Source organism: Sphingomonas zeicaulis, assembly GCF_050433225.1.
In the GTDB taxonomy this organism is placed as follows: Bacteria; Pseudomonadota; Alphaproteobacteria; order Sphingomonadales; family Sphingomonadaceae; genus Sphingomonas_D; species Sphingomonas_D zeicaulis.
The window spans coordinates 839,048-854,102 of the sequence record NZ_JBNPXQ010000001.1 but is presented as its reverse complement, the minus strand read 5'-3'; the positions used below and the strand labels follow the sequence as shown (position 1 = coordinate 854,102).

Here is a 15,055-nt window from a genome sequence, read left to right as displayed (position 1 = left end):
GAAGGCGTAAAAAAGTGGAGAGCAAGGCCATGCTGGCGACCATCCCCGCCCCCCGGAGCGCTGCCGCCGGCAGTCGACCGCGGCTGCTGACCGGCTGCGCGATCGCGGTTGCACTGGTCGCGGTGACGCAGGCGCCCCGCGCACGCGCGCAAGTCTCTCCCGACAAATCGTTCCAGGGCACGGGTTCGATCGCGCTCGGCAGCGCGTCGATCAACCAGAGCGGCACGCAGGATACGATCACGGTAAACAGCAGCCAGGCGGTGATCGACTGGCGGCTGGACAGTGAGGGCGGCACTGGGCCGATCAACTTCCTGCCGGAAGGCCGCACCGGCCTGTTCACCAGCGGTGAAGTCAGCAATTTCGTCGTCCTCAACCGCATCGTGCCGACCGACCAGACGCGCGGAATCCGTCTCGACGGCACCGTGCGCAGCCAAGTCCGTTCGCCCGCCGGCGCACCGGTGACGGGCGGTTCGGTGTGGTTCTACAGCCCCGGCGGCATCATCGCCGGCGCCAACAGCCTGTTCGACGTCGGCAGCCTGCTGCTGACCACCAACGATATCGACACCACCGGCGGCCTCTTTGGCCGCGGCGGCGAGATCCGCTTCCGCGGCGCCGAAAACAGCCAGTCCGCCGTGCAGATCGATGCCGGCGCGCGCATCCGCGCACTGGCGACCAACAGCTATGTCGCGCTGGTCGCGCCGCGCATCGTTCAGAACGGCAATGTCCAGGTCGATGGATCCGCCGCCTATATCGCCGCCGAGGCGGCCGATGTGACGATCAACAACGGCCTGTTCGACATCCGCTTCGTCACCGGCACCACGGTGGAGAATGCCATCACCCATGGCGGCACCACCACCGGCCCCGCCTCCACCGGCGCGGCCACCGACAATCACCGCATCTATATGGCGGCGGTCGCCAAGAATGATGCGGTGTCGATGCTGCTCGGCGGCACGATCGGCTATGAACCCGCGTCCAGCGTCGCGGTGGAAAATGGCGTCGTCGTGCTGTCGGCGGGCTATGCCACGGTCAGCGGCGATGTCGTCGATACCGCCAGCGCCACCGGTGACGGCAATATCGAGATCGGCAACAGCGCCTTCCTGTCGCGTCTTACCGCCAATGCGTCGGACTCGATCCTCGTCAATCCGGGCGGCCCCGCCGGCGCCGGCCGCGTGCGTTTCGACGCCGATGCCACGCTGACCGCGGTCAATTCGGTGGTCGCGGCCACCGAAAACGCCAATGAATCGATCTCCGCCTTCGGTGACCTCACCTTGCGCGCGACCGGCACGGGCACCGGCTCGCAACGCGCGACGATCAGCGCGCTGGGCAATGAGACCGGCTATGGCGGCCTCTTCGTCAGCGGCCAGCTTACGGTCGACGCCAGCGGCCTCGGCCTCAGCGCCGGCCAGGTTCCCGGGCCGGGCGGCGCCGGCATCGGCGGCACCGCCTCGGTCGACGTCACGGGGACAAGGATCAGCGTCGACAGCCTTTATGTGGTGGCTGACGGCATCGGCGGCAGCGGCACCGACCTGGGCGGGGCCGGCCGCGGCGGCAGCGCCAGCGTCTCGCTTACCGACGGAGACATCGCCGTCAATCGTGAAGTCAGCATCTCGGCGGCCGGTCGCGGTGGCTTTGGCGCGACGACCGGCGGCGTCGGTGCGGGCGGCACGACCAGCCTCGCACTAAACGGCGATTCCCGGTTCAACGCCAATCTTCGCGGCACGGCCGAAGGCGTGGCACTTCTGCTCGACAGCAGCGGCACGGGCGGCGGTGACTTCCGCCTGCCATCCGCAACGGGCGGCGCCGCGACCGGCGGCGATGCGGCGATCACAGTCGATGGCGGTCTGCTGTCCGTGCCTGGCACGATGCGGGTCAATGCCGGCGCTACCGGCGGAGTCGGCGCGTCCCTGTCCGGCGCCGCGACAGCGGGGACCATCGCTACGTCGCTCGATGGCGGCGACGCGACGATCAATCAGCTCTCCTTGTTCGCCGACGCCGAGGCGCCGGGCAATTTCGGCAGTGAGACCAGTGCGGCCGGCTCGGCCATCGGCGGCGACATCACGCTCTCGGTCGCGGACGGGACATTGACGTCGGCCGGCGGCATCTCGATCGGCGCCAGCGCGAATAGCTATGCGGCAACTGGCCTGGGCACCGCCACCGGCGGCAGCATCAGCGTGAATGTCGGCCCGGGCGGCGAGGTGGCGGCCGGCACGGCATTGTCGCTGCGCGCCGATGGCTACACGTCGAGCTATGCCGGCGTCGGCCGGAACGCGATGGGCGGCGATATCGGCTTGACGCTCGATGGCGGGCTGCTCGGCACGGATGAATTCTATGCATCGGCGGTTGCCTTCGCGGGATCCGGCGTGGGCGCAGGCGGGGTCGGCAACGGCGGCTCCGTCACGCTCCAAGCGGGCGGCGGCGCATCGCTGCTGGTCGGCACCCGCACCGAGATCGATGCCGGCGGCACAGGCGGCTCAGGCCTCAACCGGGATCCTGGCGGCTTGCCGACGGCGCGGCCCGGTGCCGGCAATGGCGGCATCGTCCGCATCTTCTCCCAAGGCAGCACCCTTGCGCTGGGAGAGAGCGCGCGGATCGATGCCAGCGGCGATGCCGGCAGTGCGCAGGCGGAAGGCGTGACGGGGCCAGGCGCGTTCGGCGGCCTGATCAGTCTCGACCTGAACGGCGGCGCGCTGTCGTTCGGGTCGCTTGACCTCATCGCTAACGGCGGCAGCCCCTACAGCGGTGAAGGTGGCTTCTCCAACGGAGACGGCGGGATCGGCAATGGCGGCACAGTGCGGATCAGCGCGCTGGGCGCAAGCATCACCGGGGCGGGCCTCAGCGTCTCCGCGAGGGGCTTTGGCGGCGCGGCGTTCGGCGATTTCGTCGGCGGCACCGGAAACGGCGGCGGCATCGCGATCACGACCGACGGCACGGTCGATATCGGCACGATCGGCCTGATCGCGGATGGAACCGGCGGCACCGCGGTAAGTGGCGCGACGGGCGGGGTCGGCCGCGGCGGCAGCGTGCTGTTCGACATACTCGGGGGCAGCTTCTCAAGCGACACCGTCAATCTCAGCGCCGCGGGCTATGGTGGCGAAGGTGGCGATGCGTTCGAGGCGGATGCCGGCGAAGGCGGCGACGGCCTGGGCGGCACGCTGCGCTTCACGATCGGACAGGGCACACTCGCCGATATTGGTGAGCTTTCAGTGCTCGCCATGGGCTTTGGCGGCGTCGGCGGCGATGTCGGCTATTTCGACAGCGGCTATGGCGATAACTATGGTTTCGCCGATCAGAACGGTGGCGGCGGCAACGGCGCGGGCGGCATCGTCACGATCAACATCGCCGGCGGCATCGACGCGACCGATCTGATCTCTGTCGGCAGCCTGACCGCGAGCACGGCCGCGCGCGGTGGCGCCGGCGGGACTTTCGTCGATTTCGGCGGTACCCTGGTGGAGGGACCAGGGGGCTTTTCGCCCTTCGCACTCGGCGGCCCCGGCTCGGGTGGCGACGCGACCGGCGGCAGTACGTCGGTCACGATCGCCTTTGACGGCATCGATCTGGGCGCGACGATCGTCGACGCCAGCGCCGTCGGCGGCGACGGCGCGACGGGGATCGAGGGCGGTGCCGGCGGCAGCGCGGTAGGCGGCACCGCCTTGTTCGATGCCGTCCATTCGGAACTGGCGCTCGCCAACCTGCAGGTGCTGGCGACCGCGACCGCGGGGACCGGCGCCGACTCGCTGGGCTTCGGCGGCGCGGGTGGCGATGGCGGCAATGCGACCGGCGGCACTGCGACGATCCGTGCGCAGACCGCCGATACGCGGCTGACGCTCGGCATCGTCACGCTCTCGACCGATGCCGTGGCCGGCGCCGCCGGTGACGGGTCGGTCGCCGCGATCGGCGGCAATGGCGGCGTCGGCGGCATCGCCATCGGCGGCACCTCGGCGGTCAGCGTCGAGGATGCCGCGCTGATCTTCGACAATTCGGTCTTCGGCGATCCGCTGGCGCGCTACACAATCACCGCGCGCGCCACCGGCGGCGCCGGCGGCATCGGCGCGGACGGCACCGATTTCGGCGATACCGGCGGCTTCGGCGGCATCGGCGGCGCGGCCACCGGCGGCACCGCGCGGATCGGCGTCGCGGGCGGTTCGGTGACGGGGCCGGGCCTCACGCTCAACGCCAACGCCATTGCCGCCCTTGGCGGCCTTGGTGGCACCGGCGCCACCTTCCCGGGCGTGCCGGGCGAAGTGCCGCCGATCTTCGGCGTCACCAAGCTGCAGGCATTGAGCGGCAGCGGCACGGGCGGCGCCGCCGCGCTCAGCGTGAGCGACAATGTGCTGGCCGGCAGCATGACCTTTGGCGCGACGACGCTGACCGCAACCGGCACCGGTGCCGGCGGCGCGCAACCGGGGGCATCGATCGGTGGGTTGATCTCGATCCGCGACACCGCGACCAATCCGGCAGGATCGCTGCTGCTCGCCAGCCTCGATGCGCAGGCCGGCCCGTTCGGCGGCGGCGGCTTCCAGCTTTACAGCGCCGATGGTCCGGTGCGCGTGACCGGCGATGCCACGATCGATGTCGGCGGCCAGATTCGCATCGAAGGCTCGGGTGCCGGCGGCCTTGCGGTCGGCGGCGCGCTGAACATGTTCACCAATGCCGACATCGCGGTGACGCAGGCCGATCCGCTCGGCACCGGCGATCCCTTTGTCACCATCCAGGCCGGCAGCATCACCGCCGAATCCTTCACCGGCTTCATCGCCGGGCCGGGCTCGCGCATAGTCTCCACCGGCAGCACCAGCATCAACGCGCACTCGGGCGCGCTGGTATTCGACACGATCATCGCCGGCGGCGCGATCAGCGCGCTGGGCGGCAATATCGACGGCACCACCGCCCAGGCGGGCGGCAACGCCTTCTTCTCCGCGCTGGGCGATGTCGCGCTGCGGACGGTCACGACCACCGGCGAGACGGGCTATGGCAACATCACCGTCAACGCCAATGGCAGCGCGAGCGTGGGCACGCTCGACGCGTTCGGCCGCGTCACCGTCGACGTGCTCGGCAATCTGGTCGGCCTGCCCGATCCCAACGCCCCCGACATTGTCGGCGCGGTGCTCGTCGCTGGCACCGATATCGACGTCACCACCGGCGTCGACGCGCAGATTCTGAGCGCGGATGCGGGCGACGAGATCGACCTCGTCATCGGCGGCAGCCTCGAATTCGGCACGCTTAACGCCGTCCGCAGCATCGAAACGGCGTCGGGCGACGGCACCGTGGGTGACAGCGTGACCGCCGGGACCAGCGCCTTCCTCCAGTCCGGACTGGCCGGGCTGCGGCTGGGCAGCGTCATCACCGGCACCAGCGCGGCGCTCAACAGCACCGGCGCGGTCTCGTTCGGCGCCGGCCGCGCCGGCGGCGATTTCGGCGCACAGGGCGCCAGCGTGACCGCGAGCATCGTCACGACAACCGGCGCCACCGGTGCGCCCGGCAATATCGTGCTGATCGCGACCGGGAGCGGTGTGGAGGTCGATCAGGCCGATGCGTTCGGCAGCGTCGCACTGCAGGCCGCCGGCAATGTCGGTGCCGGCACGCTGGACGCCGGCGCCAATGTGCTGCTGGTGTTCGGCGGCGACGCGACGGTCGACAGCGCGACGGCCGCCGGCGTCTTCCTGGCACAAGGCGGTGGCGCGCTTACCTTCACGACGATCGATGCCGGGCTCCAGACCAGCATCGACCTCGTCGGCGGGCTCAACGGAGGCACGATCCTGTCGGGCGGCGTCACCGATATCGACGCGGGCGACGTGATCCTCACCACGCTGTCGTCGGATGGGCTGGCAACCGTCACCGGCGGCGGCATCGTCCAAATCGATTCGATCGTCACCCCGCTCGGCGGCAGCTTCTCCGCGGGCGGCGACCTGACCGTCGGCGGCCTCCAGTCAGGCGGGTTGCTCAGCCTCAACGGCTTCAACGTCACCGTTCTCAGCGACATCACCGATGCCGATGAACTGGCGATCACGACGCAGAACGACCTGACCTTGCAGAACGTGACCCTGGCGGGCGATTTCGACGTCGTCGTGCCGGGCGCGATCGACGCCGGCACGATCACCAGCGGCGGCGAAATCCTCATCTCCGCCTCGCAGATCGACCTCGCCGGCGCCTTCGCGCGCTATTCGGTCAATCTCTCGGCGAGCAGCACTGTCGCCGTCGGCGCGGGCAGCGCGGGCGATGATTTCCTGATCGACGCCGGCGGCGACGTGACGCTGGGTGCGATCACCGCCACCGGCGCGGAAACCGGCTATGGCGGCGAAGGCGGTGTCGGCAGCAATATCGATATCTTCACGCTCGGCACCGTGCGGGCGCGCAGCCTCGACGCGTTCGATCGGCTGACGGTCGACGCCGCTGCGCTCACCGGCAACCCGCCGGTCGCTGGACGCGGCGAAGGTGGTGCGGTGCTCGCCGCGGGCGACGATATCGCAGTCACGACGACCGGCAGCGCGCTGATCGCCAGCGCCGATGCGGGGCTCTCGATCGCGATCGCCAGCGACGACCTCGAATTCGGCACGCTCGATGCGGGCACCACCATCGCCTTCACCGCGACCGGCGACATCGCCGGTGACGCCGCGACGGCGGGCACCGGTATCACCATCGGCACGCCCGAGGATGTGACGATCGACAGCCTCGTCGCCGGTGGCGCGGTAAGCGTCGCCGCGGGCAATTTCGACCTTGGATCGCTGACGGCGAACAGCCTGCTCGTCAGCGGCGGCGGCGGTACGATCGACCTCGCGCGGACCGTGGGCGACGTCACGATCCAGACCGACGCCAATGTGACGCTGGGCGACATCGCCAGCAGCGCGGGCGCGATCGACGTGACCGCGGGCAACATCGGCGGCGGATCTCTCGCTGCCGCGACCACCCTCTCGCTCGATGGCAGTGCGATCACGCTGGGTACGATCCGCTCGGGCGGCGCAACCGACATCATCGCAGAGGGGCTGATCGACCTGACCATCGCGCAATCCGGCACCGCTTTCACCGCGCGGTCGCTGGCCGGCGCGATCGACATCGACACGCTGAGCGCCGGCGGCTTTGCGCAGGTGACGACCGACATCGGCGTGATCCGGATCGGCCAGATCAACACGCCCGTAGGCGGCCTTTTCGACGCTGCGGCGGACCTCACGGTCGGCGCTCTCAACTCGGGCGGCCTGCTGACGCTCAACGGCTTCAACGTCACCGTCCTCAGCGACATCACCGACGCCAACATCCTGTCGATCACGACGCAGAACAATCTGACCTTGCAGAACGTGACCTTGGCGGGCAATTTCGCGGTCACCGTTCCGGGCGCGCTGACGGCGGGCACGATCACCAGCGGTGGCGACATTGTCGTCGATGCTGGCGCGATCGATCTCGCCGGCGCCTTCGCGCGCTACAGCGTCGACCTCACCGCGACCCGCGGCATCTCGGTCGGCAGCGGCCGCGCCGGTGACGACTTCCTCGTCGATGCCGGCGGTGACGTCTTCCTCGGCAGCATCCTCACCACCGGTGCCGAAAGCGGTTACGGCGGCGAAGGCGGCTTCGGCAGCAACATCATCGTCACCGCAGGCGGCGATATTGTCGCGGGCAGCCTCAACGCCTTCGACGCGATCAGCATCATCGGCGAGGGCGGCCTGGTCGGCGTGCCCGAGCCCGACTCGCGCGGCGAAGGCGGGTCGGTGCTGGTCGCCGGCGGCGACATCGACGTGATGACCGGCGGCGACCAGTTGATCGCCAGCGCGGACGCCGGCGGCAGCATTCGGATCGGCGCAGATGCGCTTGAGTTCGGCACCTTCACTGCGGTCAACGGCGTCACCATCGGCACGGCGGCGGATGTCGCCGGCGATGCGATCGACGTCAGCGGCGGCGCCATCGGCATCGATGCCGATGGCGGCGTGACGTTGGACGAACTGGCGGCCTCGGGCAGCATCGGCATCAGCGCCGGCGCGATCGGCACCGGCATCACCATCGGCACGCTGGCTGCGGGCAACACCGCCAGCCTGACCAGCCTCGCCGGCATCCGCCTCGACGACGGGCGTTCGACGGGCAATTTCACCTTCCAGGCCGAAGGCGATGTCGTGCTCGGCTCGGTCGTCACCAGCGGCAGCGAGTTCGGCTATGGCGCGACGATCGGCGTCACCGCCGGCGGCGGCCTGACCGCGGAGTCGCTCGATTCCGCCGGCCAGATCGCGATCGACGGCGATGGCGGCATCATGATCGGCAGCCTTGCCGCAGCGGATTTCGCGCGCGTCACTGGCGGCGCCGGCGTGACCGTGAACAGCATCGAGACGCCGGTCGGCGGCAGCTTCTCGGCGGTCGGCGACCTCACCGTCGGTGCTCTCGCTTCGGGCGGATTGCTGACGCTCGACGGCTTCAACGTCGCCGTCCTCAGCGATATTACCGACGCCGACGCGCTTGCGATCACGACGCAGAACAACCTGACCCTGCAGGATGTGACGCTCACGGGCGACTTCGACGTCACCGTCCCCGGTGCGCTGACGGCGGGCATTGTCACCAGCGGCGGCGACATCATCGTCGATGCCGGCGCGATCGACCTCGCCGGCGCCTTCGCGCGCTACAGCGTCGACCTAACCGCGATCACCACCGCCTCCGTCGGCTCCGGCCGCGCCGGCGATGATTTCCTCGTCGATGCCGGCGGTGCGGTCAGCCTCGGCAGCATCGTCACCACCGGTGCCGAGAGCGGCTATGGTGGCGAAGGCGGCCCCGCCGGCAGCAACATCATCGTCACCGCGGGCGACGGTGTCATCGCCGGCCGCCTTCAGGCGTTCGACGATATCAGCATCGAAGCGGACGGCGGCCTGACCGGCCTCCCCGTCCCCACCCGCCGCGGCGAAGGTGGCGCGGTGCTGGTGTCGGGCGGCGATATCGAGGTGACGACCGGCGACGATGCGCTGATCGCCAGCGCCAATGCCGGTGGCGAGATCGACTTCGACATTGGCGGCGGCCTCGAATTCGGCACATTGGTGGCGGGCCGCAGCATCGAATCCGCCTCGGCCGGCGCGACCGCGGGCGACATTGCGCGCTCCGGCACCAGCGCGGTCTTCAACGCGGGTGCCGCCGGGCTGACGCTTGACAGCCTGACCGCAGGCAACAGCGCCGCGCTCAACAGCACCGGCACGGTGAGGCTAGGCACCGCCACCGTCGGCGGCGATTTCGGCGTCAACGCCGGCGATGCCGTGCTCGGCTCGATCACCACCACTGGGGCCGTGCGTACCCGGCCGGGCAACATCGTGCTGGTCGCAACGGGCGATCTCAGCATCGACAACGCCGATGCCTTTGGCAGCATCGGCATTCAGACCGGCGGCACGCTGACGGCGAACACCCTCGAAGCCGGCGCCGGAATCGCTCTCGTTCCGGCCGGCGACGCGACGCTGGGTTCGGCACGTGCGGGCACCGCCGTCGTCGCGCAGGGCACCGGCGCGCTCGACTTCGGCACGATCGAGGCGGGCACGTCGATCGAGATGGTCGTCGGCGGCCTCACCGGCGACAGCATCGTTGCCGGCACCACGCTTGCGGTCACCGCCGACGACATCGTCGACATCGCAACGCTCGCCGCCGGAGGTCAAGCGACCGTCACCGGCGGGTCCGACGTCAGCATCGGTTCGATCGAGACCTCAGCGGGCGGCAGCTTCACCGCCGCAGGCGACCTGACGGTCGGCGCGCTTGCCTCGGGCGGCCTGCTCAGCCTCGATGGCTTCAACGTCACCGTCCTCAGCGACATCACCGATGCGCAGGATCTGGTGATCACCACCGACAACAACCTGACCCTGCAGAACGTCACGCTCGGCGGCGACTTTGGCGTCACCGTGCCCGGCGCGCTGACCGCCGGCACGATCACCAGCGGCGGCGGGATCTTCATCGACGCCGGGTCGATCGATCTGGCCGGCGCCTTCGCGCGCTATAGCGTCGACCTCACCGCGACCGGCGGAATCTCTGTCGGCAGTGGCAGCGCCGGCGACGACTTCCTTGTCGACGCCGACGGGGATGTCTTCCTTGGCGGCATCGTCACCACCGGCGCCGAAAGCGGCTATGGCGGCGAAGGCGGCTTCGGCAGCAACATCATCGTCACCGCGGGCGGCGATATTGTCGCGGGTAGCCTCAACGCTTTCGATGCGATCAGCATCGTCGGCGAAGGCGATCTGGTCGGCGTGCCCGACCCCGAAGCGCGCGGTGAAGGCGGATCGGTGCTGGTCGGCGGCGGCGACATCGAGGTGATGACCGGCGGCAACCAGCTGATCGCCAGCGCAGACGCCGGCGGCAGCATCCGGATCGGCGCCGACGCGCTCGAATTCGGCGCCTTCACCGCGGTCAACGGCGTCACCATCGGCGCCGCCGCCGACGTGGCCGGCGATGCCATTGATGTCAGCCGCGGTTCGATCAGCATCGATGCCGATGGCGCGGTGACGTTGGACGAACTGGCGGCCTCGGGCAGCATCGGCATCAGCGCCGGCGCGATCGGCACCGGCATCACCATCGGCACGCTGGCTGCGGGCAACACCGCCAGCCTCACCAGCCTCGCCGGCATCCGCCTCGACGACGGCCGTTCGGCCGGCAATTTCAGCATCCAGGCCGAAGGCGATGTCGTCCTCGGCTCGGTCGTCACCAGCGGCAGCGAGTTCGGCTATGGCGCGACGATCGGCGTCACCGCCGGCGGCGGCCTGACCGCGGCATCGCTCGACTCCGCCGGCCAGATCGCGATCGACGGCGATGGCGGCATCATGATCGGCAGCCTTGCCGCAGCGGATTTCGCGCGCGTCACTGGCGGCGCCGGCGTGACCGTGAACAGCATCGAGACGCCGGTCGGCGGCAGCTTCTCGGCGGTCGGCGACCTCACCGTCGCTGCTCTCGCTTCGGGCGGATTGCTGACGCTCGACGGCTTCAACGTCGCCGTCCTCAGCGATATTACCGACGCCGACGCGCTTGCGATCACGACGCAGAACAACCTGACCCTGCAGGATGTGACGCTCACGGGCGACTTCGACGTCACCGTCCCCGGTGCGCTGACGGCGGGCATTGTCACCAGCGGCGGCGACATCATCGTCGATGCCGGCGCGATCGACCTCGCCGGCGCCTTCGCGCGCTACAGCGTCGACCTAACCGCGATCACCACCGCCTCCGTCGGCTCCGGCCGCGCCGGCGATGATTTCCTCGTCGATGCCGGCGGTGCGGTCAGCCTCGGCAGCATCGTCACCACCGGCGCCGAGAGTGGCTATGGCGGCGAAGGCGGCCCCACCGGCAGCAACATCATCGTCACCGCAGGCGACGGCGTCGTCGCCGGCCGCCTTCAGGCATTCGACGATATCAGCATCGAGGCGGATGGCGGCCTTACCGGCCTCCCCGTCCCCACCCGCCGCGGCGAAGGTGGCGCGGTGCTGGTCTCGGGCGGTGACATCGAGCTGGCCACGGGCGGCGACGCGCTGATCGCAAGCGCCAATGCCGGCGACGAGATCGACTTCGACATCGGCGGCGGCCTCGAATTCGGCACCCTGGTGGCGGGCCGCAGCATCGAATCCGCCTCGGCCGGCGCGACCGCGGGCGACCTTGCACGCTCCGGCACCAGTTCGGTGTTCAACGCGGGCGCCGCCGGGCTCACGCTCGACAGCCTGACCGCAGGCACCAGCGCCGCGCTCAACAGCACCGGCACGGTGACGCTGGGGACTGCCACCGTCGGCGGCGACTTCGGCGTCACCGCGGGCGATGCCGTACTGGGTTCGATCACGACGACCGGTGCGGCGCGCAACCTGCCCGGCAACATCGTGCTGATCGCCACCGGCAACCTCGGCATCGACACTGCCGACGCGTTCGGCAGCATCGGCATCCAGACCGGCGGCACGCTGAACGCCGCCACGCTGGAGGCCGGCGGCAGCATCGTGCTGATTCCCACCGGTGACGTCACGCTGGGCGCCGCGCGCGCGGGCACCGCCTTCGTCGCGCAAGGCACCGGCGCGCTCGACTTCGGCAGCATCGAAGCCGGAACTTCGATCGAGATGCTGGTCGGCGGGCTCACCGGTGACATCATCACCGCCGGCACCACGCTCACGATCACCGCCGACGACGTCATCGATATCGCGACGCTCGCCGCTGGCGGTCAGGCGACCGTATCGGGCGGATCGGACATCCAAATCGGTTCGATTGCCACCGCGGTGGGTGGCAGCTTCACCGCGGCGGGCGATCTCACCGTCGGCGCACTGTCCTCGGGCGGGCTGCTCACCCTCGACGGCTTCAACGTCACCATCCTCAGCGACATCACCGATGCGCAGGATCTGGCGATCACCACCGGCAACAACCTGACCTTGCAGAACGTCACGCTGAGCGGCGATTTCGACGTCACCGTACCCGGTGCGCTGACCGCGGGCACGATCACCAGCGGCGGCGACATCATCGTCGATGCCGGCGCGATCGATCTCGCCGGCGCCTTCGCGCGCTACAGCGTCGACCTCACCGCGACCACCACGGTCATCGTCGATGCCGGCAGCGCCGGTGACGATTTCCTCGTCGATGCCGGCGGCGATGTCAGCCTCGGCAGCATCGTCACCACCGGCGCCGAGAGCGGCTATGGCGGCGAAGGCGGCAATGACGGCAGCAACATCTTCGTCAGCGCGGGCGGCGACGTGTTCGCCGGCAGCCTCACCGCGTTCGACGCGATCGGCATCGACGCTGGCGGCGACCTGACCGGCTTCGCCGGCACTGGCGGCACGGGCGGCAATGGCGGCGGCATCGGCGAAGACGCGCTCGGCGAAGGCGGCGCGGTGCTGGTCGCAGGCGGCGGCATCGGGGTCACCACCGGCGGATCGGCGACGATCCTCGGCGCCGAGGCGGGCTTCGACATCGACATCCTCACCGGCAGCTTCGTCGATTTCGGCACGCTCGATGCGGGCGGCGACGTGCGCATTGCATCGCAGGGCGTCGATGGCGGCAGCGTGACCGCGGGCGACGATGTCGATATCCTCTCCGGCCTCGCGGTCGCGATCGGCACGGTCTCGGCGGGCGATGAAGCGCGCGCCAGCGCCGGCGCGCAGGGGCTGCTGATCGGCACGATCAGCGCTGGCAGCAACGTCTCCATCACCAGCCTCGGCGCCGCTGCGATCACCAATGGTACCGCCGGCGACGGCGACTTCACCGTCGATGCCGATGGCGACGTCACGCTCGGCACCATCCTGGCGCTCGGCGAGAGCGGCTATGGGGGCGAAGGCGGCGCGGGCAACATCCTGATCGGCTCGGGCGGGCTGGTGACGGTGGGCAGCGCCACCGCCTTCGGCGCGATCGACATCGACGCCGACGGCGACATCAGCGGCACCAGCTTCGTCGCGGGCGACATGCTCACCGCCAACGGCCGCGGCAGCTTCACAGCGCAGTCGGTGCGCGTCACCGGCGCGACCGGCAGCGGCAATACCGCGATCGACGCGGCGACCGGCATCGACATCCGCACCCTCGCCGCCGCCGGCAACGCCGCCTTCACCGCCGCGAACGGCGACATCGCGGTGACCGACGACATCGCGGTCAACGGCATCGTCACCGCGCTCGGCCGCGCCGTGTTGCTGAACGCACTCGGCGGGCTGCGCGTCGGCTCCGCCACCGCGACCGCGGGCGCGATCGACATTGACGCGGGCGGCGCACTCACCATCGATGCCGGCAGTGCCACAGGCGGCATCGCACTCGCCAGCACCGGCGGCAGCGTGACCGCAGGCACGCTGACCACGATCGCGGGCGACGGCGCCGGCGATATCGCCATAACCGCGGCCGACGATGTGCTGCTGAACGGCGCCGTCACCGCGCGCGGCGCGCTGGCGGTCGATGCCGGCGATCTCATCCGCGTCTCGGCACTGGCGGACGGCACCAGCGTCACCTTGGGCTCCAACGATATCGAGATCGGCGCGCAGGGCCGGGTCGGCACCATCGGCAAGACCATGCTCGTCGACATCACCAATACCGGCGGGCGCCGCACCTTCATCGGCGGTAGCGGCGGCAATGCCGGTTTCGACCTTTCAGCGGCGGAAATCGCGCGGATCTTCTCCGACGACATCTTCATCCACGCGCCGCCGGTCGCGACGCAGGGCGGCCAGTCGGTCGGCTCGTCGCGCACGCCGGATGTCATCGTCGGCTCCTTCACGCTCACCTCGCGCGCGGGCACGCAGGGCGGCAATCTCGGCAGCGGCGGCACCTTCGGCATCGATACCACCGGCAAGCTGCGCGTCGTCGGCGATGCGCTGTTCACCGGCCTCGGCGCCGACAACCGCGTCGAACTGGTCGCGGACGATGCGCTGGAGGTGGACAGCCGGACGGGCTCGATCCTGCTCAACGGCAGCGGCGGCCTCGCCGGCACCCTCATCCTCACCTCCGACGACATCTTTGTCGGCACGCTGGAAGCGCTGGCAGACATCGCCACAGCACCCGACATGGCGGCGATCGACGAACGCCTCGCGCTCAATGACGGCGCGCTGGACGAGGGTGGCGCGATCCAGGCAGGCGGGCTCGAGGTGAATGCCGGCAACGGCTTCTTCGTCCAGAACAGCGGCGTCGAAAGCCGCGTCCTCGCCGATCGCCGCGGCTTCACCGTCGGCACCGGCGGCCTCACCATCCGCACCGGCGGCGTCACCACCCGGATCGTGATCAACGGCCGCGAGGTGGATCCGGCGACCAACGGCTTCTTCACGGGGCTGGACCTGATCCCGCGCGTCCGCATCCTCGGCGCCGATGGCGACCTGCCGGGCGCGTTCGATCAGGGATCGACGATCAACGGCTGCCTGATCGCCAACACCGCGGCCTGCCAGATCGTCGTCAACTTCCCGGTGCAGGACGTGATCCAGGATATCACCGATCCCTCGCAGGTGACCGTCCAGCCGCTGCAATCGCCGCTGATCGAACTGCGGGACTTCGAACGGTTTGGCTTCCAGCCGCTGATCGACGAGCCGGTGACGGGCGCCGGCAATGACGATCTGTGGACCGAACAGTGCCGCGCCGATCCGCGCCAGCCCAACTGTCCGCGGTCGAACCCGTAATACCGTCCCGATCGGTCTGC

Annotated in this window: 1 protein-coding gene; it reads left to right on the top strand. The window is 70.0% G+C overall.

Features of this window, described 5'->3' with window-relative positions; all coding sequences use genetic code 11:
* Window positions 1-14 precede the first annotated feature (14 nt).
* The gene (locus FHS96_RS04050; RefSeq protein ID WP_429588111.1) at window positions 15-15,035 is read left to right on the top strand and encodes a hypothetical protein; all 15,021 of its coding nucleotides are present in this window, start codon (window positions 15-17) and stop codon (window positions 15,033-15,035) included.
* The last annotated feature ends 20 nt before the right edge of the window (window positions 15,036-15,055 follow it).